Raw genomic sequence first — 24,052 nt, 5'->3', positions numbered from 1 at the left:
CCCGTTCGGTCTAACGCATTTCTTTTACCGTCAACACATCCTCCACCGGCTGGTACGATTCACCGTACAGTTCTTCGTCCTTGTAGGTGTGGATGTTTTCATACACCTTTTTCATCTTTTCATAAATGCTCTGTTCTGACTCGCCTGTCGGACTCCAGTACAAAATCTCCATCTCGTTGACTTCCCCCGTGGCCAAGGAACGCCGTCTGTAACCGATCATCTCCGCTTTCTTAAACCCTTCCCGCTCGTAAAAACGCTGCCGCTTCACCGTGTCGGAGTCTTCATAGTCCAACGGCTCCACTTCTAAAATGATCGGCTTGTTCTTCTCTTTGAGCTTCTGTATCACGCGCCCGCCGATTCCCTCGCCCCTCGCTTCCTTTGCCACCAGCAAGTAATCGACGAAGAGAAAATCGTCAAACTCAGCGTACATGACGATATAGTTGGGCCCTTCTTCTTTTTTGTACAGGTCTGGCTTTTCTTTAAGCAACAGCTTCATGTGCTCCTCGCTCTTCATTTCTTCAATGGGAAAATAGCGGCTTAACTTCTCGTACCAAACCAAAACACCGATCCCGCCTTTCGTTGATTTCTTACGTTTACGTATGGCCCGTATGGTGGACCGTTATGCTAGACGATTTTAACCAATCGATTTCGGGGACGGAGACACCCACTGTTTCCTTGAGCAGGCGGGGTAGGCAACGCAAATGGTACTCACGTCTCTCGAGTTCACAGGCTGCGCGTTTTAACATTTTCTGGGCTGAGTCGGAAACAGTTTGTCTGATGTAAACGTCTCGCGCCGTTTGAACCAATGGTCCGGGAAAGAGCATCCGCCCGTACAAAAGGGGCCATTCGGCATCTGAAAGGGGATGAACCGACTGGTAATGTTTTAACAATACGCGGACGCGATCACGAAATGCGGTTTTCGTGCCGTAAGCGAGGTGAAGCATGTGCGCGATATCCCGCACTCGAACATCCAACACGGTCTCGTCCCAAGTCTTTAACGTCACCGCTCCACGAAGGGTGCCTCCCCAACTGCGGCGCGTGAGGTCGTGTTGACCGACGATGCCGTACTTGGCGTGCTGCTGCACGGCGTCGTCACCGCCCGCAGCCTCAAAATAGCGAAGGGCTGTTTCGATCATGGAGGCGGCGTACGTGTGAACACGCCTCCACTCCCGGTCGGCGGATTGCGGATCACCGGTGAGCCGACACGACGCGCCAATCGTCTCCAGCATCCTGTAACTTTGTGTCCAAAACATCTTCCACCGCCCGACAACGGTATATTTGCCATCAGTGAAGCGGGGTGTGAAATCACGAGAGGCGAGGTGAAGGTGGGCCAACGTCCTCCCGACAGAAGCCCACGTGTTCAGACTGTGCCAGTTTAAGCTCTTGAGTTGTCCCCCACTCCACAAGAGGTAACGGGAGTGAAAACCGCTGAACAACGGCTTTCCCTCTGCCGTGAGCTCCAACCTGGGGAGTTGGCGCACACCCCTTCGACGCAAATGCCGGAGCAAGCGAGAGACCATGTCCCAGTACGTTCCATCCCGTTTACCCGCGCGGGACAAAAGAAAAGTGCCGCGGTTGGTCGTCAAGTGCCACCCCTCTGAACAAGGGACAACTTTTCTTACAAATAGCCCGTAATGGTGCGCAATTAACGCCTCAAGCTGTTTTTCCGGATGATCGACAGCCGTTTCCCCTTCCAACTGCTCTTCACCCCTTGTGACATGTGCCCAATACCAGAGTATGAAGGGGGGATGTGAGGAGTGACGACCAATCTTCCCGCCTCGATCCTGACGACCGTTCACGGCGCTTTCGAGGAAGGGTGGATGACGTCTAAACCTCCTGTGACGTTCACAATGTTGCCGGTCACAAAGTCGGACTCTTCCTCGCAGAGGAAGCGAATGACGCGGGCGACATCTTCCCCCGTGCCCGGTCGCCCCCGCGGTGTTTCGTCATCTCGTACCCGTTTCACGTCCGCTATGTTTTTCTCTTTGTTCTCACCGACGATGTCTCCGGGGCAGACCATGTTCACAGTAATGCCGAAAGGGGCTTCCTCTACTGCCAGGGACTTCGTAAAGCTGACGAGGCCGACTTTGGCCGCGGCGTAGACCGAGCGGTCTGGCCAAGCCGGAGCTTCAGAAGCCCTTCCGAAGCCGAAATGGATGATGCGTCCCCATTTTTCCCGTCGCATGTAGGGCAACACTTCCTTGACCATCTCCAGTGCACTGCGCAAGTTGCCGTCTACCAAGAAATCCAACTCTGTCGTCGTCACATCGGCAAACCGTTTGCGCTCACGTATAAACGGTCCGACGTTGTTCACGAGGACGTCTGCGCGGCCCCAAGTGGCGATCGTCTCTTCCACCAGACGTCGAATGTGAGGGCGCTTCGTCACGTCGGCCTGAACTGCAATCGCTTCACCACCAGCAGTCCGAACGGCCTCAACGACGGCATCCGCCCCTTGTTCATCCGCCCTGTAATTGACAACGACGCGAAAACCGCTTTCAGCCAAGGTGATGGCAGTTTTCTTCCCTAATCCGCTGGAACTGCCCGTCACGATGGCAACGCGCCGTATTTCCATCTGCAACAACCCCCTCATCACTGTGATAACTTCCCAGCACGCGGGTAACACTAACGTCCACCAAAGTCAAGAAAGGGAGATTCCCGTGAAGCGACCCGACCAGACGTCGGCGACGGAAGATTCCATTCACTCCTCCGCCGTAACGTTTTTAAAGGAGCGGGGTGTCACGTTGCACGATCTCGTTGAACTCGTCATGTTTCTGCAATCAGACTACTACCCCGACCTCACCTACAGCGAGTGCAGACAAAATGTGGAGAAGGTGTTGGCCAAGCGAGAAGTACAAAACGCCATTCTCACCGGGATCACACTGGACCGGCTCGCCGAACAACGAGCCTTGAGACAGCCTCTACAAGATATGGTTGCCCAAGATGAGGGATTGTACGGCATCGATGAAATTCTGGCCTTCGGGATTATAAATGTCTACGGCAGCATCGGATTTACCAATTACGGATACATCGACAAAGTGAAGCCTGGGATCTTGAAAAAAATGAACGGGGAGAAAAAAGGATGCGTGCACACGTTTCTGGACGACATCGTCGGAGCTATTGCCGCCGCGGCCTCTTCACGCCTCGCCCACAGCCGGAAGACCGGTCGAGACGACGCAATCCCAGACGACGAATAACCGTCAGGACGGTCCATACGTCACACCTTCTCCCCTCTCTGCGAGGACGAGCCGGCCTTCCGAGCGCAAATACTCCAGGTGGGCCAGTGTCTCCGCGAGGGCAAAACGCAAATTATGTATGGACAGGTTGGTACCAAACAACTGCAGGCATATGTCGTAAGCGGTACGGGTACCGTCCACTAACTGTTCTGTCCAGTGCAGCCGCTCTTCGTGGTGGTCGATCAGTTCCCTTATGCGCACGTGGACGTTCTCAAAGGCAGGACCGTGGGCAGGCAAGACGCGGCGAATGTTCTTCTGCCTCAATTTTTTCAACGTCACGAAATACGTCTGCAAAGGATTCGGATCGTGGCCCGGGTAAAGGCTAATGTTTGGCGTGATTTTGCGCAACAACGCGTCTCCCCCTACGAGCCATTCCCTTTCAGGATCGAAAAAACTGACGTGATCTTCCGCATGGCCTGGCGTGTGCCACACCTCGTACGTTCGGTCCCCTAAGGTCAACCGGTCTCCCCCTTCGAACGTTTGGATGTGGTGAGGGTGCGGAGACACCCACTCTCTAAATTGTGTCAAGTCGCGTTTCATGTCGTGTGCCGCCTCATCCGGCAAGCCGTGTGTTTGGTAAAACGACACCATTTTTTCAAGCTGTCCAACGTCTTTCCAATTTAACTGAGCATACTGTACAGTCAGTGGCGACATCCACACATCGGCACCGGTGTACTGCTGTAACCTGCCGGTCAAACCGTAATGATCCGGATGATAGTGCGTGAGGACGATCGTCCGTACAGATCGGGGGTCAACATTGAGATGTTTCCACACGTCCTGCCATGTTCGCCAGGCTTCCTCTGTGTGAAGCCCGCTGTCAATGATGGCGTAGCCGTCCGATCCGGGAAGTAGGTACGCATAAATCCATTTCAACGGGAAAGGAAGGGGCAACCGCACGCGCCAACCGTCTTCCCACCTCTCTAATCCTTCCATTGTGACCCTCCTTTCGTTACCCGACGGTCTTTCCTTCCCAAAAACAACATGCGCGGGGCTTCTTCCGTGTAATCCATCTTGTCGTAACCGCCGAGAATGCGGTCCACCTTTAACCCTGACCTCTCGATCATCGCCTGCAGTTCGTCTTTCGAGTACATTTTGACACGTTCGAAATACGTCCGGTGGGTAGATCCCTCCGCGACTGTAATTTTCTTTTTCACGTAATCCCCGTCGACAAAGCGCTCTTCCCGAATACGGATGTCGCCCTCCTCCCGTTCGCTGACCGGGATTAAATGTTTCACCGTATACGCTCGGTTCAAAAAATCGATGAAAAATTTTCCTCCTGGGGCGAGTACCCGAGCAATTTCGCTTAATACCTTCTCGTTTTCCCGATCTTCTGCAAAGTAACCGAATGATGTAAACCAATTGAGCACGGCGTCGAACATCTCGTCGGGAAACGGAAGAGCCCGCATGTCGCCTTTTACGTAAGTGACAGGCAAGCAGCGCGAATGGCGGCGGGCGTAAGACAACAGCACATCGGACAAGTCCAGTCCAGTGACCTCATAACCTTTTGCCGCCAACTCCACCGCGTGTCGCCCCGTCCCGCAACACAAATCGAGAATGCGACTCCCGGGTTTTACCTGTAACAGCGGCAAGATCGCCTCTACTTGCTCAGACGCTTCTCGCTGGCTCCGATGTTTGTACACAAGTAGGTAATCTTCGCCGAAACTCTGCTCATACCAAGCTGTCATGTACTTCCTCCTACGACAAACGTAACTCCATTGTAGCACAAACACGCTCGGCAAACACTCGAACCGAGTCGCCAACTTGTCTGCACGGAAAATGTGACATATCCCGCGCTTTTCGCCGACGTCGGAAAATTTGCACACATGTTCCCTTTTTCGTGATCTTGGTGAAGCCTAACGACTGTTCCAATAAAAAACTTGCAGACTCACCTCTTGGGAGACACAGTCTGCAAGTCACACATGTTTGTCAAAGTATGTGCTTAACCCTCAGGACGTCTCAAGCCGCTCATCTGCACATCGGGCAGGTGTACGCCCTTCTGAGGTTAAGCTTCTTTTGTCGCTTCCAGTTCGATGGAGATGTTGACCTCATCTCCGACGAGGACACCGCCGGTCTCAAGGGGCGCATTCCACTTCAGACCGAAATCGCTGCGATTGAGCGTCCCTTTCCCGCTAAAACCGACGACCTCTTGCCCCCACGGGCTCTTTCCTTGACCTTCGAACGTCACTGTAAACGTAACCGGGCGCGTCGTGTCGCGAATGGTCAAATCGCCCGTTACTTCGTATTCCCCGCCCCCTTTTTTCACGATGTCAGTCGATTGAAACGTCATTTTCGGGTACTTTTCTACGTCGAAGAAATCTTCGCCCTTCAAATGGGCGTCACGGTCTTTGTTCCGCGTGTCGATGCTCGCCGTATCGACGCTGAAGCGGATATCCGCGGTCGTCAGATCTTCAGGGTCCGCCTCTACCGATGCCTCAAAGTCGTGAAACGTGCCCTTCACTTTGGAAATCATCATATGTCTCACGGAAAATTCGAGCGTGGTGTGTGCTGGATCTACATTCCATTTGGTCTTTGCCATAGAGTACAAACCTCCATTCGTTTTGTCGTCACGAACCCACTTCATCGAAGTCCGAGTTATGACTTTGTTACTTTTCGTAACTAACTATAATATGATAATTTAATAATGTCAAGTCGGAACGTATGTTATACTAGAATTGTAGAGGTGATGCGATATGGGTCAATCTGCATTGTGTCCTAAATTCGAAAAAGCGATGAAAATCATCAGTCAGCGTTGGACCGGACTCATTATTTACCAACTGCTCTCCGGTCCCCAGCGATTTTGCTCAATAGAATCGGCCATCTCCATCAGCGGGAGGCTGCTGTCGGAAAGACTGAAAGATTTAGAACACGAAGGGATTGTCAACCGGAAAGTTTACCCGGAAACGCCAGTGCGCATCGAATACTCACTAACTGAAAAAGGTCGCGCTTTAGAGCCCGTCTTGCGCGAGATCGAACGCTGGGCCGATCAATGGGTGGACGTCAAGAAAACGGGTTAAAAAAACCAGACCTCCCGACGGAGGTCTGGCGACTAAATTCGTCACGTGTTCAGCTCGGCCAGCCGGTTCTTGATCTCGTTAAAGTCCGGAACTTGCTTCGGATCGTCAGACGACCAGGCGTATTGGATGACACCGTTTTTGTCGATGATGAATGCAGAACGCTTCGCCACGCCTTTAAAGTCTCCCAAGTCGTACAGAACGCCATACTTTTCTGACACGTCTTTATTAAAGTCGCTTAAGAGGGGAATGCGAATGTTCTCTGCTTCTGCAAACGCCCGATTGGCGAACGGACTGTCAACGCTTACGGCCATGACGTCCGCATCGAGATCGGCAAACTCGGAGAAGTTATCACTCACTCCGCACAGTTCGTCTGTACACACCGGACTGAAAGCAAAGGGGAAAAACAGCAGGATGACGTTTTTTCCCTTAGAATCCGAAAGACGGACTTGATCCTGATCTCCTGTAGATTTGAGTGTAAAATCGGGAGCCTGTTGGCCAACTTCCAACGCCATGTTACCTTCCTCCTTCACAATATGTAATGAACCTTCCCATTTATTTTAACAAACCGGACTGTCAAAAAACAGTACAACCGCCTAGCCGTTTTATGCTTCTTTCCGTTCAGCTTCAATGTAGTACACGCAATTGGCGCCCCCCTTCGCCTTGCACTCCGGTCGCTCTACCCTGGCGCCCTCCAGTACATTGCGGAAAAATCCGAGCTCGCAACGGCACGCCTGGTTGTACCGGTTGGCTACTTGGGCAATGGGACAATTGTACTCGACGAATGTGTATCGGCCTTCGCCCAGTTTGTCCCACTCGACCATGTACCCCTTGCTATTTTGCAGCTCGGCCAGTTCCTTTACCCGGTCTTCTAAATTTTTGCCGTCGAATTGACGGGCGTACGTGTTTGTTAAACGCTCCTCTCGCCGCCTAAACAGTTCGTCCACGACTTCTTTGCCGTCCGTTTCGCAAATGTCGTCCAGCAGTTCTAACGTCAGAGTGTGGTAGTTTTTTGGAAACAGTTCCTCTGCCGCTGATGTCAGGCTGTACAAGTTGGCCGGGCGCCCCTTCGACTGTCGCACGAGCGTCGACTGGATCAAGCCATCACGTTCAAGTGTATGGAGGTGGCGGCGGACAGCCATTTCCGTAATCCCCAATTGTTTAGCCATGTCGCTGACCGCCAATCGCCCTTGAAACTTTAACATGTTGAGAATTTGTGTGCGGGTGGACGTTTGTCCCAAGACGATCACTTCCTTGGTACTATTGTACCTGATTCAACACCGTACGGAAATAGTCATTCTCTAAATGTCAAAGGGAGGAACGTTCTCTCCTAGTTCCTGTTTGAGGTATTCTCCGATGCGCCGCGAAAACGGCTTTAACGCGTCAGCCAGTGTGGTCAAGCGTTCGAGTTCTTTCTTGTCCACATCCGTGTACTGAACGACGAGCTTCCGCCGGCACTCCACAAGGCGCTTAATCTGTTCTCCTTCCTCTTCTGGCAGGACATTCTCGTCCTTCAAAATTTCAACGATGTCTTCATAACTTCCCGGGTCGCGCATGAAGAAACCGTCAATGAGGGCATTGCCGATGTCGGTGACGCACTCAATCGCAACATGGAGTGCCCGGGCAGCAGCAAATTGGGCCGGCTCACTTTCCAGCGGAATGACGTCATCCAACACGTTTAGACACGTCCGCAAGTAAGCCAGCTGCTCCTCGATCCGCTCAAAATCAATTCCATACACTGTGTCTGGCTCCTCCTCGAAACAGTCTTTTTAGCTTTTTCACGCTAAGTATAGCTTAACGTGTTCAACAAATCGACATGTCGCGCCCTCCTCTGTCCATCCAAAAAACGGAGTCCTGGCTGCTGATTCCCCATGGTCTGTTTTGTCGCAATGTGACTTTGTTTGCCGTCTGTTGACTTCGTTTGTCGGGCGTGCAGGAGTCCGTCCGTTCATCACGAATGTCATAAACATCACCACTAATGGAAAGAGGAGCGATCGCGATGGAAGAGTCCAAAAAGTTTTTCACGACGAGCGAGGCAGCTGAAAAATTAAATGTGCACGCCCGCACCGTTCGCAAGTGGATTGACGCTTTTTCTGATTACATCCGCCCTGAATTGAACAAACGCGGCCACTACCTCCTGACCGAATCGGGACTCAAAGCCTTGCGAGACGTACAGGAACAGCTGAAAACGGGGAAGAAGACACTGAAACAGGTGCGCGAGGACTTAGTAAAAAGCGGCCGCTGGCCTTCTAGACAAAATCCGTCCACCTCTCCGACCGTACAGAATGAACTGCAAACCGTAACCGTTCGCCTGAAAAATGTGGAACGCGTTCAACAACAGATTCTTGAGATCCTCGAAGAGCTGCAATCCGGCACCGAAGCTGTCCGCAAGAAACAAGACCAGCTGAAATTGGAAATTCGCAACGCCACATTCCAACAACGGCTTGAAGCCGCAGGCGATACAGGAAAAACGAAGCGCAAAAGAGACGGCGTGCTGCGTTTATCTCAACTGTTCAGGTGAAATCCGCGAGAAAATACCGCCATTCCCCTCTGCACCTTTTCTCAATCATGTATAATGAATGGAAAGTGATGCGAAGGGGAAATGCGACATGTCAGAAGAAGACCAGTACTTTTTATACGATGAGACCGAAGACACGCAAATACGCTTCGTCAGCTTTGTCGGAGAAACGAACCGGTTCGACTTGGCCATAGTCGGAACTGAACGCTTTTACGGAAAAAAGTTAGTGTTGGACATTCAGTCCAATCGATTTGCAGTGATCGGTGCGGATGACCTGGAAGCACCAGGGTATTTAGAGCACGCGTACCGGCTGTCCGAAGAAGAAGCCCGGGAGCTGAAAGATTTTCTGCACGAAGTCATACTGTAAAGAACGCATAAAACCTCCCTCCTGTGCGGAACCCTACCGATAAGTGTTCGCCGCATTAAACGAGAGGGAGGTTCACCATCATGAAAAATAAGAACACACCGTACACGGACACCGCCACTGTCGAATCGCAGCGCAATGACATGATTCCCGAAGAATTCCCTGAAGGGCCGTACGGCGCCGCCACAAACGAAGACGTGCTCGGGAAGGAAACGCCTTATACTGCTTCACAACACGCCGCTCCGCGGTTTACGTACGAAGACCGGGAGTTCCACGCCGGATTGAAGCGACGAGATGCGTTCGCCCATCCTACCCACGACGACCCCAACCGGCGGGAAGAAGTGACAGAGGACGAATCCGAGTACTAACCCTTGAGGTTATGGGCCGTCTTTTTCCCTTTTCGATCGGAAACTTTTCGCAGGACAAAGTAAGCACACCCGAAGTTACAGTACTCGTACACGTACTCCTCCAGCTGGGAGATGCGTGAATGTCGTTTGGCCTTCGGGTTTTTGTCTGAAAAAAACCCTTTTAGCCTCAACTGTCCGTATCCCCAGTCTCCCACGATATAATCGTACTTCCCCAGTACTTCGCAGTACCGCTCGCGGAATATTTCCTGATTCCAAGCGTTCTTGTAGTCGGTGACTAATTCGTAGACGTTTTGTTGTACGCGAATCATCACTACCCATCCTTACTTAACAACACATCGGTCTAGGTATATTGTATCAAAAGGTGTCGGATGCTGCTAGCATCTGGCAAAGGGCGCGTTTTTTGTCAGGGGTTGACCTGTCCGTGCCAGGGTACTATAGCTCACAGGAGGTGGTACCCAGTGAGGTCAACATGGTCACTCTCCATCATCGGGCTGGTTGTGTTTACACTGATCTCCACAGCCTGTACACCGGCCGAACGTCCCGACGACGTAAACAACAGACAGAACAATGCGCTGTACCAAGAAGACGGGAACGGCAACTACTACGGGAACCGGTTCATCAGCAGTCGAAACGGAACGATAGACAACGATGCGCCTGGTCCCCGAAACGACCCGACCCGTGCCGTTCGCAACCAAAACGAAATCGGATTTGTGCGCTACAATCCTGCTGACGGCGGGAATGACGATGGGAGAGGGACACAACGTCCGGAGTTTTACGTCGACCGTGACGCACTGGCGCATCAGATCGGTTCTCTCGTGACGGCATTTCCGGATATAAACGACGCCCTTGTGCTCGTCACAGACGATCATGTGTTTATCGGTGTCGATGATGGAGAAGGCAAGGCGCTAGAAGCCAAAACCGTTGACAAAGTTCGCAGGTCTGCATTGTCCGTTGTTCCCCGCTACTACAAAGTGCATGTCACCGACGATGAAGACATGCGCCAGCGGATGACACAAATCGGAGATCGCTTGACGAATAACGGAAATGCCGCAGACTATCGCGATCAAATTAGTGACATGTTACGTGAAATGGGAGATGACACACCGCCCCGTCCCAACGCAAACAACAGAAACGGTAACGGCATCGACAACGGCATTAGCGAGTTTGACGATGCCGGAACGGGCGGACGCATGCGTACGGGCGGAAACAACCGATAACTGACAAACAGCCATGGAGATATCCCCATGGCTGTTTCTTTTACTGTACTAGTTTATTGTGCTTGCTTGTGTGTTTGTGCCGCTTTAACCTGTTCGTGCGCGTGGTAAGAACTGCGCACGAGCGGACCTGATTCGACGTGACGGAAACCGCGTTTCATGCCTTCTTCTTTCAATTCGGCAAACTCATTGGGCGTGTAATACTTTTCCACTTTTAAATGTTTCCGGGTCGGTTGTAAGTACTGTCCAATCGTTAAAATGTCAACATGGTGGGCACGTAAGTCATCCATTGTGTGCAAAATCTCGTCCCACGTTTCTCCCAGTCCGATCATAATACTTGATTTCGTGGGAATCTCAGGCTGCATCTCCTTGGCGCGAGCCAGAAGTTCCAAAGTACGGTGGTACTTTGCCTTCGAGCGTACCCTGTCGGACAACCGCGCCACCGTTTCGATGTTGTGATTCAAAATGTCTGGCCTTGCGTCCATCACGATTTGGAGTGCTTCGGTTTTTCCCTGAAAATCCGGAATTAACACTTCAACGCTCGTCAACGGATTGCGCTGACGTATGGCTTTTATCGTCGCGGCAAATATCGACGCGCCCCCGTCCCGCAAATCATCTCGCGCCACGGACGTGACAACGGCGTGTCGCAATCCCATTTGTTCCACAGCTTCTGCCACCCGTTTCGGCTCTGCCCAGTCCAGTTCAGTCGGAAGTCCCGTTTTCACCGCACAAAACCGGCATGCCCGAGTACACACATCTCCTAAAATCATAAAGGTGGCTGTCCGGTTCGCCCAGCATTCGTAAATGTTCGGACAGCGCGCTTCTTCGCAGACAGTATGTAGTGTTTTGTTCCGCATCATCTGCTTGATTTCTTTAAAGTTTTGATTGGTCTTCAGATTTATTTTCAACCACTCCGGCTTTCGCTGATCGATAGTTGTCACCGTTGTTCACATCCTTATCCATCGTGCTTCAATGTATATTAGAATGAAAACATAAATTCGACGCCATTGCAACAGCAGAGACCCGTGTGTCCTTCTGTAGTCGCAAACGGTCTATTCGTGTTACAATGGTAAAAAAATGATGTGTCCATCGAGGGAGGCGCTGACATGCGTGCAGTTATAAACTGGCTGTTCTTAACTGCCCTGTCCCTTTGGATAGGTTCAATCGGATTTATCACGCTCGTACTGGCTCCGGCGCTCAGAGCCCATTTCTCTGAAGAACAGTTCTACCAAACGGCGAATGTGTTGTTACCGATTTCCTTCCAATTGGGCCTCATTCTCGGCTTCGTTACGCTCCTCATTTCGCTCGTGCGCACCTTCCGTGCCGAACGCCCGAAACGCCTGCTTAAATGGGTGAGTGCCTTGCTTTTCATCATGCTGTCTTTGACGATCTTCGGAAGTTATGGACTGTTGCCGCAAATGCAAGCGTTAGAGAGCGGCGCCGAACAGGTACGTCTGTACAACTACACACAAGGCATCAGCCTGCTCAATTTGTTTTTTGGCTTGCTCTCCTTGCTGTTCATCTCCATGGACGTCCGCCTCTTGCCTGGGAGTCCCACTCGGACGAGGGGTTACTCCTTGCGATTTTAAAATAACAATAAATGGCATACTAAGGGCTCCCCACCTGTTTACACTAAACGTTGATACGTCTTAGAATCGGGTGAGTGCCAATGCGCCGCGTAATCACCGTGTGGTTGATGCTGATTTTCACCGCGACCGTATGGCAGCCTCCAGCAACGGCCACGGAATCTGAGGAAGCCAACACTGTTACGCAACGGGAGCAACTTTTTCGACACATGGAGGCGTTAAGCGGCATCCCGTGGTATTTCCTAGCCGCTGTCGATCAGTATGAACGAAACGTCCGCAATGCTCGAAACGATCTTCCGGATGCCGATGCGGAAGATCTCATTGCCATCCGCATTCCGACTGAGAAGTGGTCGGGACCGTTAAATCCGGATCCGACAGACACGAACCCGGTGTCCATTAGACTGTTTAACGGCATGGGGCAAGACGGGAACGGTGACGGACGAGCAGATGCCGACGACGCGGAAGACGCCTTAGTCGCAGTTGTCCGTTATTTGCAGGGATATGGTTCGGACTGGACCAGCTTGCGCATCGGCGTTTGGCATCTGTATCAACATCCCGTCGCCGTCGATGTCATTAGCCACATCGCAAAGATCTACGCAACATTGAATACGATGGATCTAGACGAGCACCACTTTCCGGTGTCGCTCCACCACAATTACACGTATCGCAGCACGTGGGGAGCGAAACGAGGCTGGGGCGGCCGCCGCATTCACGAAGGAACCGATATTTTTGCCGGCCACGGCGTACCGGTGTACAGCACGAGTTACGGTTTTGTCGAAGTGAAGGGCTGGAATAAATTTGGCGGTTGGCGCGTCGGGATCAGGGATGTACACAACAACTACCATTATTACGCACATTTAGGCCGTTTTCATGAAGACCTGCACACAGGAATGATCGTAAAACCGGGTGATCTACTGGGATATGTCGGGAACTCCGGCTACGGGCCTCCGGGCACAGCTGGAAAGTTCCCGCCCCATTTGCACTACGGGATGTACAAATTCAACGGGCACACCCAGTGGTCCTTTGACCCGTACCCGTACTTGCGGAAGTGGGAACGGGAGACACGAAAGAGGGCACAGGAACAGCATTCTTAGAAGTTTCAAAACCCTCCCGCCGAAGTGTACGGGAGGGTTTTTTCCTTCTAGGACGGGTCAGCAAAATCTTGACTCCTATCCGTCTTGTTACGGGCTTTTACCGCATTGTAAATGGACGCGGCGAGCCCACCCCACAACAGCAGAGCTCCGATCACAAACATGACCCAGGCGCTCACACTCATGTATCCATCGCCCCCTCACTTCGCCATTTCATATTTTGGAAGATAAACCCTACGATGATGACGCCGATGGCCACGGCGTACCCAGCAATGGCCACTTGTCCAAAAGGATATCCGCCGTACGGACCTTCCACAATTTCGTTGTACACATTCATGCCGCCCATGACAATAAGGACGATCGGCGTCACGTACTTCAGACAGACGTCCCACCAACCGCCGATTCTCAGATCGGACAGTTCGTTGATGTGATCTCGAAACGTGGTCAGTTTGTAAAACCAGCTGAGCAGAATGACCTCCACTAACCCGGCAAAGACGATGCCGAACTGGTTCACGGCGTAATCGACGATGTCGAGGAAGTTCAAACCTCCGGACGTCACGTAAATCATGCTGACGAGAAAACCGATGCCGCACACCCAAATGACAGCCCGGTCACGCGTCAAGTTGAACTTTTCTCGGACGGCGGAAATGCACACTTCGGCGATGGAGATAGCAGATGTGAGACCCGCTAACGTTAACGCCCCAAAGAATAAGAAGCCGAACAAGTCATTCATTCCCGGCAAGGTGTTTATAATTTGCGGGAAGACGATGAACGCGAGGACGATCCCGCTGTTGACTGCCTCGTCGACGCCGACCCCGCTGACCATCGCCAAGTAGCCGATTGTTCCAAATACAGCGAGGGCCGCCAAAAACTCGAATCCGCTGTTGGCAAAGGCAACGATAAACCCGTTATTCGCCAAATCGGTCTTTTTCGGTAAATAACTGGAATACGTAATCATGATCGCAAAAGCAATGCTGAGGGAAAAGAAAATCTGACCGTAGGCGGCTACCCAGACTTGGGGATTGGCCATCGCCGTCCAATCGGGCTCCAGCAAAGCGTTCAACCCGGCGCTCGCCCCCGGCAGGGTGATCCCGCGAATGGTGATAATGATCATGACGATGACGAGAATGGGCATCAAAATTTTCGTTGCGGTTTCGATCCCGCGTCTGACACCGCGGTACAGGATGTAGAACGTGATCGCCCACATGATGACGACCGGGACAAAGACGTTCCACTGTAATCCGCCGAACCAGCTGCCCTCTGTTAAATTCGCCACTCCGAGGTAATCCCCGAGCATAAACGCTTCCGTATCTTCACCCCACTGTCTTCCGAAAGAGAAATACGTAAAGCTGAGGGACCAGCCGATGATCACCATGTAATACGTCACAATAAAGAAGCTGATGCCAGCCTGCCACCATCCGAGCCACTCCCACTTCTCGTTCAAACGTCGAAAGGACAAAGGCGCTGAGCCGCGCATCTTTTGCCCGATGGCGTACTCCAAAAGCAAAATGGGGATCCCGGCGGTGAACAGTGCAAACAAATACGGAATTAAAAAGGCGCCCCCGCCGTTATCGTATGCAATGTATGGATAACGCCAAATGTTTCCCAGTCCGACAGCCGATCCGGCGGCAGCGAGAATAAAACCGACACGCGAACCCCACTGCTCCCTTTTCTCCATCTTATCTTCTCTCCTCCCTTGTAATCTGTTTTAAACGGAAAATTCGTATCGAACCGCTACTATCTTAACAAAACACCCTCCTTTTCACAAATAGTTTATTTTGGAAGTATTTCTATCTTTTCCATTTATTTAAAACAATTATATCATTCTGCTTATAAAAGTCTACCACACAGCATACCATTACCTCTCGTTACCCTCTATTGGCACCGAAGGCTCGCCCCGTGTCCCTTCCGGTGTGATCCCCGGGATGACGGGCTGATCCGTCACGTGACCCGTCGTGTTCCAGTACCATTGCGGCGTATCGCCGATGACGACTGCCGTCGCCAAAGGGTAGCGCGTGTTGACGCTCACTGTGTCGGACGGAAAAGGGACAATGACATTCACATCCAGCCGAATGTGCATCATCAGCTTGACGAGAACATTGTTAATTCCCGCTGACTCAATCGACGGTTCCACCTCGATGTTCACGGCTCCTTTTGGAATGATGCTCACGGGAATGCTCGGCCCTCTGTCAGCAAACAAGCGGCTATTGAACATCTGTCCGAGGGTGATGTTCACTTTGTCGAGACCTTGTTCCTGCATGTAGTGGTACAGATGATCGGTCAAATAGGCTTGTATTTGCGAAAGGGCCTCTTCGTGCAGCTGCATCTGTTTGGACTGGTCGATGACGACGCTTTGAACGTTTCCCTCACGGTCTTTGACAAAGCGGATGACGTCTTCAAACGCCTGCCGAGACACAAGCTGTTCCCTTAACGCTTCGCGGACAGCTTCGGCCGCGACTTGTTTGACACGCGTCTCAACCAGTGTCCTTAAGACAGGCTCGACATTCCGTTCTACGATCACTAACGCGACGTACGCCGTGAACACGACGGCAAAAGACAGGGCCGTCCAAAAGATGAAACGCCGCTTCCACCTGGGAAGCAAACGCCTTCGTCGCAAAACAAGACGTGGCATGGGCTTATCCCCCCTAATGCAAAGGTATGCGCCCACGCCCGTCCTTTTTCCAAGCAATTCACATTGGGAGCACTTTCGACATCACACAAAGGTAAAAGCTGTTCCACACTCCGTTATCTGTCGCCCTTCTATTGCTGTGGACTTCAGCCGAACGGCCACCAGTTGGCTTTCCCGAACGTCCGCACCATGACTGGAACGAACAGCGGCAACACGAGACAGGCGTAAAGCATGAGTCCCGATATCGTCACGGTGGCGATTTGGAGAATGGACAACACCCCTGACGGCAACATGGCGGCAAACGTGCCCCCCAAAATAATGACGGCGGAAATAATGACCGTGCCCATTTTGCGCATCGCCATGCGTATCCCTTCCCGCACGTCCCAATCTTTGTACTCGTTGAAACGGTGCATGAGAAAGATGCTGTAGTCGACACCGAGGGCGATTAAAATGACGAAGCCGAAAAACGGCACCGCCCAACTTAAGCCCGGGTAACCGATGAGGTCCACAAACACGAATTCTGCTATGCCCATTGCCGTGTAGTACGTGAGCATGAGGGACGCGATCAAGTAAACGGGCATGACGACCGAGCGCAGCAGCACGATGAGGATGACGGCGATACTGAGCAGCATTAAGACGGCGGTGCGCGTGTAGTCCTGATCTGAAATGGCGCTCAAATCGTTGTTCATGCTGGACACACCGCTCACGGCGACCGTCGCATTTTCCAGTTCCGTCCCGCGTGTCGCCCGTTGGACCGCCTCCTCAATCTCGTTAACCTTATCCATCGCCTGGGTCGAGTACGGGTTTGCGTTCAAGACGACATCGAGGGTCGTCACTTTGCGGTCCGGTGACATGTACACGTCAAACACTTGTTGGAATTCATCGTTTTCCAGAACGTCATCGGGGATAAACCAGCCAGAGAGATCGCTCTCGGCTGTGTTCGACAAATCACCCAAGTACGCTTGAGCTGACCTCAGCCCGTCGGAAATGTCGTTTAACCCCTCGGCACTTTGATCGAGTCCCCTCGTCAGTGCCGCCAGTTGGCTGTCCAACTCCTCAAAACCGGCTTGCAATTCCCGCTGCCCGCCGATCATCTGCTCCAGTCCAGACGACATGGCGGGAAGTTCCCTGTTAATCTCCCGCTGCCCGTCGGCAGCCTGTTCAATGCCTGCCTGCAGTTCGGCAATGCCCTGGACGAGTTCGTCCAATCCTCCGCTCAACGCCCGTTGGCCGCCGGACACTTGTGATAAGGCGGCGTTCGCTTCTTTCAATCCCCCTCGCACTTGAGACAGATGGTCATTCAGTTCTTTGATGCCGCCCTCCAGTTCACCGATGCCCTGTTGCAACCCTTTCACCGTTCCGAGAGCAGATAAAAAGTCCCCCTCTCCTTGTAGCTCAGGGTAACGCGCGGCAAGACGTTCCAGGTTTTGAATAACCCCGTTCAGAGAAGCCGACATGAGGGGGAGTTGTTCTTCAATCTCCCGGTATTGTTCCAAAATGCCCTCCAACCCTTTTTCGGCAGTGCGGTACCCGTCCAGCAGTTCCCGGCTGCCGTCAGCCAACTGTTGCGCACTGTCTTTCGCTTGCTGCAAGCCCTTTTTCAGTTCGCCGGCCCCCATCGAACCGTCGCGCAGTCCTCGTTCAAGCTGTTCAAGCCCCTCTCCCAACTGAGAGACGCCGGACTTCAACTCGTCTGTCGCCGCAATGAGTTCGCCGACCCCGTCCGCCGCCTGCTGGATCTCAGGGGCAGAATGGGACAGGGACGTGCTCGCTTCTTGCAGTCCGTCCCGTATTTGCCCCAGTCCTCTGTTTCCTTCGCCGAGCCCTTCACCCAAAGTATCGGCCTGGTTGGCCACCTGTAACTCTTCCAGTTCGTCTCCGACGGGGCGGGTCGCGCTGCGGACACTTTTGACGCCGTCGATTTTCTCTACTTCTCGGCTCACTTGCTCAATGGCAGCCAAACCGTCAGACGAATCGAGCCGTTCGCCGTTTTGGATGACGACTTTCGCCGGAAGGGACTCTCCAGGTCCAAAGCTGTCAGCAATGATGTTGAACGCCTTGACAGAATCGTAACCGTCACCGATCTCGTCCAACGAATTGTACGACAAGTCTCCGTCGTACGTGACGATAAACGGGATGACAATAGCGGCCACGATCAGCAAGGTGACCAGGGGCGGGCCAGGGAAAACTGACCGGCCCGATCCCACAGCTTGCTGTCTCTGTGCTCGATCGCTTTCCTCGACGGCCAGAACAGCCTTTTCCCGAGCACCGCCATGAAGAACGGGACGACCGTCATCAGAGCCAGCAGCAAAACGGCGACACCGATCGCCACAGCAGATGCCGACTGGTACAAGTTAAACGTAGACAAACCGATGGCCGCAAACCCGGCCAGCACAGCCAGCCCGCTGTAGAAAACCGTTTTTCCCGCCGTGCGGTACGTCTCAGCAATGGCCGGAAACAACTCTTCCTGGTGCGCGAGCTCCTCTTTAAAGCGGCTCAACAACAGGATGCAGTAGTCAGTACCGATTCCGAACAGCACGGCAACTAAAAAGATTTGAGTAAACGTCGACAGGGGAAAGTTGACCCATTCGACGAGAAAGGCGACGATCGACTGGGACGTGATGTAGCTCACGCCGACGGCCACCAGTGGAATAAACGGCGCAATCAGCGACCGGAATACGACAATTAACACGAGCAAAATAAAGACGACTGTGATCGCTTCCGTCCGTTTCAGCCCCTCTTCTGAACTTTTGACCACATCTTCTGCAATCATCCAACTGCTCGTCAAGTAGTGGGCAACGGGTGTGCCTTCCATTTCCGCGGATAGGGACTCGCGCACTTCTTGCGGGTCGCGGTCCCCCACCGTCACATCCAGTGCGGTTAACACCGTCTTCCCGTCTTTGGAGACAAGCTGGTCCTCCAACTCTTTTTCATCGAAGTGTGTCGTGACGGAGTCAATCCCGAGTGATTCCTTGTTCTCTTCCAGTTGTTCGACTGCTTTTTCGATGGCAGCCATCTCCGCATCATCGAGTCCGTCTGGGTCGTGAAAGACGAGGGCGACCTGTGACGCCGACCCTTTTCCGTCCGGATCTGCTTCAGCGAGAATGTCCTCGGCCACAGTGGAAGGGTACCCGTCCGGCACGCTGATCTGGCCTTTTTCCCGCACCAGTTCTCCCAAATTCGGCGCCGTCCACACGAGTAGTACAATCCCTACAACCCATACCGCCATCAACACCCATCTATTTTTCAACACGAAGCGCATTTCGCCTTTTCTCCACTCCCTTGCGACTCGGTTCATCCTGACATCGGCAACGCATTCGCCTGCGTTCATCCTCGTCGTATGCTGTTTGCCTTAGCTTTAGGTCATCCTTGATGGTCGACACAACTTGCAATGTCGGCGTTCGCCCCTTCAGCTACCGTTCCCTCTCCTCCTCCGACAATGTCGATGTTCCGGTTAACTGTGTTTGACGATGTTCGCCAGTTTTTCGAACGTGCGGAGGAAGGTGGCGATCTCATTTTCTTCTAATCGACTTAAGTACAGGCCAACGATCTTCCTCACCCTTTCTTCTCCTTCAGTCACCACTTCCCGTCCCCGATCTGTCAGTTGTAAATGAATGACGCGCCGGTCTCGCGTGTCCGGAACGCGCTCAATATACCCTTTGTCGCTGAGGCGGTTGATAATCGCCGTGATGGCACTTTTGTTCACATAAAACACGTCTGCCAACTGGGATGACGTACACGGGCCGTATTTTTTGATGTAGCGCATCGTCAAATGCTGATCAGACGTCAAACCGCCGCCAATCTGTTCTTTCGTGACGGCGACAATTTTTCTCGCAACTGTAAACGCAAACTCGTCGAAGCGGTCGATCAAATCTTGCAACTCTCTCTTGTCCATACCCTCACTCCGTAAAACTTACATGCTGAACGCCATATTCGCCAAGTAGTTCAACAGTTGAACAATTCAACATCATAACTATATCGGGGCAATCGCCCTGCTGTCAACACAAAAAAACCCGGGGTACACCCGGTTAGCGGAATGAACAGTGGCCACTTTCCTGGACCTCCAGTGCCCTGTCACTCGGTGCTCACTATCATTTTTTATCTTTTCGCCTGTGCCGCACCCCAGCGGCTTGAGCGCGTCTACTCTTCCCCGATCTTCGGCAAAACCGATTTGGCGATTTTGCCGTCCAGCTCTTCGTAATCAAAGTAGCGAATCGTTTCGTACAGTTCTTCACGCGTCTGCATATCGTCGAGGGAACCTGCTTGGGTCCCTTTCTCCGCAATTTGCGAGAACACCCGCTCGTACGCTTTTGCCGCGACGCGCAATGACGTGACGGGGTAAATGACCATGCTGTACCCCCACTCGGCGAACTGTTCGGCGGTGTAGTAAGGCGTTTTCCCAAATTCCGTCATATTCGCCAACAGCGGTACGTGGACGGCTTCCCCCACTTGCCGGAACTCTGCTTCATCCGTCAAAGCCTCGGGAAATATGGCGTCCGCCCCGGCAGCGGCGTACTGCTTGGCCCGCTCAATGGCCGCTTCAATGCCATCCACTCCTTTTGCGTCTGTTCGCGCCACGACGATCAAGGTCGGCGCAACTTCTTTTACCATGCGGATTTTTTGTACCATTTCGTCGACGGTGACGAGCTTTTTGCCGCTTAAGTGGCCGCACTTTTTCGGCAGTTCCTGGTCCTCGATCTGGATGGCGGCGACTTTCGCCTCCACCATTTCTTTTGCCGTACGGGCCACATTTAAAATGCCGCCGAAGCCGGTGTCAACATCGACTAATAGGGGAAGATCCGTCGCCCGAACGATGTCCCGCGCCCGTTGGGCCACCTCCTCTGAATGCACGATGCCGAGATCGGGCAAACCGCGACTGGCCGTATACGCCGCCCCGGAAAGGTACAGCGCCTCAAATCCGACACGTTTTGCGATTCTCGCCGCCATCCCGTCGTGGGCGCCGGGTAATTTCAAAATGTCCGGAGCCGTCATGAAGCGGCGAAACTGCTCAGCTAAGTCTTGTTGCGAGCGTTCCTTTTCAACTAGCCAAGACAAATGACGATCCCTCCTGACGTAAATTCACACGTAGCGGATATACAACAAGCCTTAAATCACCATCAGCTCCATCATCTCATGAACGGGCGTTTTTTCCAGCTTCTCCCGGTCCAAAAACAAATCGAGAATGGCTTTTGACTGTTTTTCCGGAAAGCGCGTGGCCAGACTGTTCTCAAACTTCTCGACCAGTTTGGGAATCGCTTCCTTCCGCCGGGCCCGGTGGCCGAGGGGATATTCTATGGCCACTTTCTCCGTCGCAGTTCCATCTCTAAAGTGCACCTGTACAGCGTTAGCGATGGAGCGTTTATCCGGATCGAGGTAATCGGCGCTGTACTGTTTGTCTTCCATGACCACCATTTTCTCCCGCAAACGGTCAATGCGCGGATCTTGTGCAGTTTCGTCTTCGTAGTGATCCGCCGTCAATTCGCCGTAAATGAGGCCGATGGCGACCATGTACTGCAAACAGTGGTCCCGGTCGGCCGGATTGTGGAGCGGTCCCTTCTTGTCAATGATGCGAATGGCCGATTCGTGAGTCGTCAGGGTGATTTTCTCAATCTCGTCGAGGCGGTCCTTCACGTCATCGTGTAACTGGATCGCACACTCCACAGCCGTCTGTCCGTGGAATTCAGCCGGGAACGAGATTTTGAACAGCACGTTCTCCATGACGTAAGAGGCGAGGGGACGGGCCAACGTCAGCGGTTTCCCGTTAAACAACACGTCCTGAAATCCCCACGTTTCAGCTGATAACGCCGTCGGGTACCCCATTTCCCCCTTTACCGCCATGAGGGCTAAACGCACGGCGCGGCTCGTCGCGTCTCCCGCCGCCCACGACTTTCGCGAGCCGGTGTTCGGGAAGTGTCGATACGTCCGCAAACTGGCATTGTCGATCCACGCGTTGGACAGGGCGTTGACGACCTCTTCCTTCGTTCCGCCCAACATGGCCGTGACAACAGCCGTTGACGCCACTTTCACGAACAGCACATGGTCGATCCCGACCCGGTTTAAACTGTTGTCCAGCGCCAATACCCCTTGAATTTCGTGCGCTTTAATCATCGCCGTCAACACATCGCGCACTGTGAGCGGTTCTTTTCCCAGGGAAACCCGCTGGCGGCTTAAATAGTCGGCAGTGGCCAGAATGCCGCCGAGGTTGTCCGAAGGGTGCCCCCACTCGGCTGCCAGCCACGTGTCGTTGTAATCGAGCCAGCGAATGAGACAACCGATGTTGAAAGCGGCGTGGACCGGGTCCAACTCGAATGACGTTCCAGGTACGCGGGCCCCGTTCGGCACGACCGTTCCCGGCACGATCGGTCCGAGATGTTTGGTGCACTCCGGGTAGCGCAGGGCGAGGAAACCGGAAGCGAGTGTATCCATCAGGTCATACCTGGCTGTATCGTACGCCTCGTCACTGTCAATGACGGCATCCACGGCGTAGTCCGCGATCGTGACGAGGAGATCGTCTGGTTCTGGGCGGTTCACGGTCCCTTTGACCATGTTGTTCATCTCTCCTTTAACACGTTTTGTAGCTGATCCTGAAATGACACACTGCCACATTGATGGCGATTGATTCATGTCGCGACCCAAGAGAATATTTCCTGCCATTGCTGACCCAGCAGAGCGGCGTAGCACGACACCCCACGTCCTGCTGTTCGCTGGGAAATTGCCGGTCAGCGCAGATGGATGTAGGTAAAGCGGTTCCCTCTAAATCAGATCACAGGCCGGGGACAAAACAGCGTTGCGTTCAGGATGACGGGACCGAAGCGCTGCCTTGACCATTCAAGGGGTCAGACCGCGCGGCCCCAGATAGCGAACGCGCGGCCTGAACAGGCGGTTATTCGCATGCTGTTCGATGACGTGAGCTCCCAGTCCCGCCGTCCGTGCGGCGAGGAAAATCGGCGTGTACACTTCGATGGGAATCCCGAGTAAATAGTAGACGGGAGCAGCGTAATAATCAAGGTTCGGAAACAGCCCTTTCTCCCGCTGCATCACCTGTTCCCCGGTCTCGCACATCTCGTACAGCATCCGTTCACCTTTTTCTTCGGCGAGTTCGGCCAACGCTTCCTTCATCAGCAACGCCCGCGGGTCCATTTTTTTCATGTACACGCGATGTCCAAAGCCCATGATCCGTTCTTTTCGCGCCAATTTATCCAACATGATCCGCTCCAAGTTGTCTTTCGACCCCGCTTCTAACAGCATGTACATCACCGCTTCGTTCGCTCCACCGTGCAACGTTCCCTTCAGCGAAGCGACCGCCCCCGTGACCGCACCGTACAAGTCTGACTGGGTCGACGCAATGACGCGCGCGGCAAAGGTCGAATTCGGCATCTCGTGTTCACTGTAGACGATTAACGACTGGTCAAACGCCTTCACTTCTCCTTCACTCGGCTCTTGACCGGTAAGCATGTACAGGAAATTGGCGCTGTACGACAAGTCCCGGCGCGGGGAAACGGGTGTCTCTCCCTTTTTCAAACGGAAACTGTTGGCGACGATGGTCGGGATTTTCGCCAAAAGGCGCACGGCCTTACGACGGTTGCCTTCAGCCGTGCGGTCTTCCAGATCAGGATCATGGCCGGCGAGGGCGGAAATTCCCGTGCGCAACGCGTCCATCGCGTGTGTTTCTGGCGGCAACCGTTTCAAGATCGATACGACGTTTTCCGGTAGGTCGCTGTCTTCGCGAAGCTGCGCTTGAAGTGCCAGTCTCCTTTCCGGCGTCGGGAGACGCCCGTCTAAAAGCAGCGCGACGACGTCGAGATAACTTTTCTTTCTCGCCAACTCAATTAAGTCGTACCCGCGGACAACGATTTCCTCCGCCTCCACATCAAGGTAAGAAATGGTCGTTTCAGCCGCAACGATCCCTTCCAACCCCGGGCGAAATGGTGGTTTCCCTTCCATTGACAACCTCTCCTCATCTAATGTAGTTGCCGTACGCCAAACTGCGCAATGCTTACAAAAGCAAACGGTTCCAATGCTCACCACAATGGGGTAT

Annotated in this window: 26 protein-coding genes and 1 pseudogene; 8 read left to right on the top strand and 19 right to left on the bottom strand. The window is 53.1% G+C overall.

Annotation, left to right across the window (positions count from 1 at the left end; genetic code table 11):
• Window positions 1–10: 10 nt before the first annotated feature.
• The 3 genes from B0W44_RS08895 to B0W44_RS08885 all read right to left on the bottom strand — a co-directional run bounded on the left by B0W44_RS08895 (window position 11) and on the right by B0W44_RS08885 (window position 2,572).
• Complete coding sequence (locus B0W44_RS08895) at window positions 11–559, bottom strand: GNAT family N-acetyltransferase (protein WP_077719756.1); 549 nt, start codon at window positions 557–559, stop codon at window positions 11–13.
• 34 nt (window positions 560–593) lie between these two features.
• Window positions 594–1,697, bottom strand: a complete 1,104-nt coding sequence (locus tag B0W44_RS08890) for a protein kinase family protein (protein WP_077719755.1) — start codon at window positions 1,695–1,697, stop codon at window positions 594–596.
• A 98-nt stretch (window positions 1,698–1,795) separates the two neighbouring features.
• Window positions 1,796–2,572, bottom strand: a complete 777-nt coding sequence (locus B0W44_RS08885; protein WP_077721307.1) for an SDR family oxidoreductase — start codon at window positions 2,570–2,572, stop codon at window positions 1,796–1,798.
• 85 nt (window positions 2,573–2,657) lie between these two features.
• Here B0W44_RS08885 and B0W44_RS08880 point away from each other — a divergent pair, with 85 nt between their 5' ends.
• Window positions 2,658–3,194: a phosphatidylglycerophosphatase A family protein gene (locus B0W44_RS08880; RefSeq protein WP_228441614.1), complete on the top strand. Its 537-nt coding sequence runs from the start codon at window positions 2,658–2,660 to the stop codon at window positions 3,192–3,194.
• 3 nt (window positions 3,195–3,197) lie between these two features.
• Here B0W44_RS08880 and B0W44_RS08875 read toward each other — a convergent pair whose 3' ends face one another.
• The 3 genes from B0W44_RS08875 to B0W44_RS08865 all read right to left on the bottom strand — a co-directional run bounded on the left by B0W44_RS08875 (window position 3,198) and on the right by B0W44_RS08865 (window position 5,769).
• Window positions 3,198–4,166 carry an MBL fold metallo-hydrolase gene (locus B0W44_RS08875; RefSeq protein ID WP_077719753.1) on the bottom strand — a complete coding sequence of 323 codons (969 nt, stop codon included), beginning with the start codon at window positions 4,164–4,166 and terminating at the stop codon, window positions 3,198–3,200.
• Window positions 4,154–4,918, bottom strand: coding sequence for a class I SAM-dependent methyltransferase (locus B0W44_RS08870; RefSeq protein WP_077719752.1), 765 nt, complete (start codon window positions 4,916–4,918; stop codon window positions 4,154–4,156). The genes B0W44_RS08875 and B0W44_RS08870 overlap by 13 nt, the downstream gene beginning before the upstream one ends.
• Window positions 4,919–5,235: 317 nt before the next feature.
• On the bottom strand, window positions 5,236–5,769 hold the full coding sequence (locus tag B0W44_RS08865; RefSeq protein WP_077719751.1) for a YceI family protein: 534 nt from the start codon (window positions 5,767–5,769) through the stop codon (window positions 5,236–5,238).
• 154 nt (window positions 5,770–5,923) lie between these two features.
• On the opposite strand from B0W44_RS08865, the gene B0W44_RS08860 reads away from it, so the two are divergent.
• A complete protein-coding gene (locus tag B0W44_RS08860) occupies window positions 5,924–6,247 on the top strand; it encodes a winged helix-turn-helix transcriptional regulator (RefSeq protein ID WP_077719750.1) in 324 nt (107 codons plus the stop codon).
• Between the two features lie 41 nt (window positions 6,248–6,288).
• Here the strand turns inward: B0W44_RS08860 and B0W44_RS08855 are convergent, their stop codons facing one another.
• The 3 genes from B0W44_RS08855 to B0W44_RS08845 form a co-directional block, all read right to left on the bottom strand.
• The gene (locus B0W44_RS08855) at window positions 6,289–6,759 is read right to left on the bottom strand and encodes a redoxin domain-containing protein (protein ID WP_077719749.1); all 471 of its coding nucleotides are present in this window, start codon (window positions 6,757–6,759) and stop codon (window positions 6,289–6,291) included.
• 90 nt (window positions 6,760–6,849) lie between these two features.
• Complete coding sequence (locus B0W44_RS08850) at window positions 6,850–7,494, bottom strand: helix-turn-helix transcriptional regulator (protein WP_077719748.1); 645 nt, start codon at window positions 7,492–7,494, stop codon at window positions 6,850–6,852.
• Window positions 7,495–7,545: 51 nt separating this feature from the next.
• A complete protein-coding gene (locus B0W44_RS08845; RefSeq protein WP_077719747.1) occupies window positions 7,546–7,983 on the bottom strand; it encodes a DUF86 domain-containing protein in 438 nt (145 codons plus the stop codon).
• A gap of 260 nt (window positions 7,984–8,243) precedes the next feature.
• Between B0W44_RS08845 and B0W44_RS08840 the strand changes: the two genes are divergently transcribed.
• From B0W44_RS08840 to B0W44_RS08830, 3 genes are all read left to right on the top strand, one after another.
• On the top strand, window positions 8,244–8,765 hold the full coding sequence (locus B0W44_RS08840) for a MerR family transcriptional regulator (protein ID WP_169835504.1): 522 nt from the start codon (window positions 8,244–8,246) through the stop codon (window positions 8,763–8,765).
• An 88-nt stretch (window positions 8,766–8,853) separates the two neighbouring features.
• Window positions 8,854–9,129: a DUF3055 domain-containing protein gene (locus B0W44_RS08835; protein WP_077719745.1), complete on the top strand. Its 276-nt coding sequence runs from the start codon at window positions 8,854–8,856 to the stop codon at window positions 9,127–9,129.
• A gap of 80 nt (window positions 9,130–9,209) precedes the next feature.
• Window positions 9,210–9,494, top strand: coding sequence for a hypothetical protein (locus B0W44_RS08830; protein ID WP_077719744.1), 285 nt, complete (start codon window positions 9,210–9,212; stop codon window positions 9,492–9,494).
• On the opposite strand, the gene B0W44_RS08825 is transcribed toward B0W44_RS08830, so the two are convergent.
• On the bottom strand, window positions 9,491–9,802 hold the full coding sequence (locus B0W44_RS08825; protein ID WP_077719743.1) for a YutD family protein: 312 nt from the start codon (window positions 9,800–9,802) through the stop codon (window positions 9,491–9,493). The two genes, B0W44_RS08830 and B0W44_RS08825, sit on opposite strands and share 4 nt — an antisense overlap.
• A gap of 150 nt (window positions 9,803–9,952) precedes the next feature.
• Between B0W44_RS08825 and B0W44_RS08820 the strand changes: the two genes are divergently transcribed.
• Entirely contained in the window at window positions 9,953–10,711 is a 759-nt protein-coding gene (locus B0W44_RS08820) for a YhcN/YlaJ family sporulation lipoprotein (RefSeq protein WP_169835503.1), read from the top strand.
• Between the two features lie 53 nt (window positions 10,712–10,764).
• Here B0W44_RS08820 and lipA read toward each other — a convergent pair whose 3' ends face one another.
• Window positions 10,765–11,649, bottom strand: a complete 885-nt coding sequence (gene lipA, locus B0W44_RS08815; protein WP_077719741.1) for a lipoyl synthase — start codon at window positions 11,647–11,649, stop codon at window positions 10,765–10,767.
• 165 nt (window positions 11,650–11,814) lie between these two features.
• On the opposite strand from lipA, the gene B0W44_RS08810 reads away from it, so the two are divergent.
• On the top strand, window positions 11,815–12,297 hold the full coding sequence (locus B0W44_RS08810) for a DUF4149 domain-containing protein (protein ID WP_077719740.1): 483 nt from the start codon (window positions 11,815–11,817) through the stop codon (window positions 12,295–12,297).
• A gap of 80 nt (window positions 12,298–12,377) precedes the next feature.
• The gene (locus B0W44_RS08805; protein ID WP_077719739.1) at window positions 12,378–13,388 is read left to right on the top strand and encodes a M23 family metallopeptidase; all 1,011 of its coding nucleotides are present in this window, start codon (window positions 12,378–12,380) and stop codon (window positions 13,386–13,388) included.
• 47 nt (window positions 13,389–13,435) lie between these two features.
• On the opposite strand, the gene B0W44_RS17765 is transcribed toward B0W44_RS08805, so the two are convergent.
• From B0W44_RS17765 to mmgD, 8 genes and pseudogenes are all read right to left on the bottom strand, one after another.
• Window positions 13,436–13,570, bottom strand: a complete 135-nt coding sequence (locus B0W44_RS17765) for a MetS family NSS transporter small subunit (protein WP_149026969.1) — start codon at window positions 13,568–13,570, stop codon at window positions 13,436–13,438.
• Window positions 13,567–15,063 carry a sodium-dependent transporter gene (locus B0W44_RS08800; RefSeq protein WP_077719738.1) on the bottom strand — a complete coding sequence of 499 codons (1,497 nt, stop codon included), beginning with the start codon at window positions 15,061–15,063 and terminating at the stop codon, window positions 13,567–13,569. Before B0W44_RS08800 ends, B0W44_RS17765 begins: the two co-directional genes overlap by 4 nt.
• Before the next feature lie 180 nt (window positions 15,064–15,243).
• Window positions 15,244–16,017, bottom strand: a complete 774-nt coding sequence (gene yunB, locus B0W44_RS08795) for a sporulation protein YunB (protein WP_077719737.1) — start codon at window positions 16,015–16,017, stop codon at window positions 15,244–15,246.
• 143 nt (window positions 16,018–16,160) lie between these two features.
• Window positions 16,161–19,276, bottom strand: a pseudogene (locus B0W44_RS08790) (MMPL family transporter).
• Window positions 19,277–19,468: 192 nt separating this feature from the next.
• Window positions 19,469–19,909: a MarR family winged helix-turn-helix transcriptional regulator gene (locus B0W44_RS08785; RefSeq protein ID WP_077719736.1), complete on the bottom strand. Its 441-nt coding sequence runs from the start codon at window positions 19,907–19,909 to the stop codon at window positions 19,469–19,471.
• Window positions 19,910–20,154: 245 nt separating this feature from the next.
• Entirely contained in the window at window positions 20,155–21,069 is a 915-nt protein-coding gene (gene prpB / locus B0W44_RS08780) for a methylisocitrate lyase (RefSeq protein ID WP_077719735.1), read from the bottom strand.
• 51 nt (window positions 21,070–21,120) lie between these two features.
• The gene (locus B0W44_RS08775) at window positions 21,121–22,569 is read right to left on the bottom strand and encodes a bifunctional 2-methylcitrate dehydratase/aconitate hydratase (RefSeq protein ID WP_179947371.1); all 1,449 of its coding nucleotides are present in this window, start codon (window positions 22,567–22,569) and stop codon (window positions 21,121–21,123) included.
• Window positions 22,570–22,842: 273 nt separating this feature from the next.
• A complete protein-coding gene (gene mmgD / locus B0W44_RS08770) occupies window positions 22,843–23,958 on the bottom strand; it encodes a citrate synthase (protein ID WP_077719733.1) in 1,116 nt (371 codons plus the stop codon).
• Window positions 23,959–24,052 lie beyond the last annotated feature (94 nt).

The organism is Novibacillus thermophilus (genome assembly GCF_002005165.1).
Lineage (GTDB): Bacteria > Bacillota > Bacilli > Thermoactinomycetales > Novibacillaceae > Novibacillus > Novibacillus thermophilus.
The sequence above is the reverse complement of the archived record's forward strand: the minus strand, read 5'-3'. Positions and strand labels throughout refer to the sequence as shown.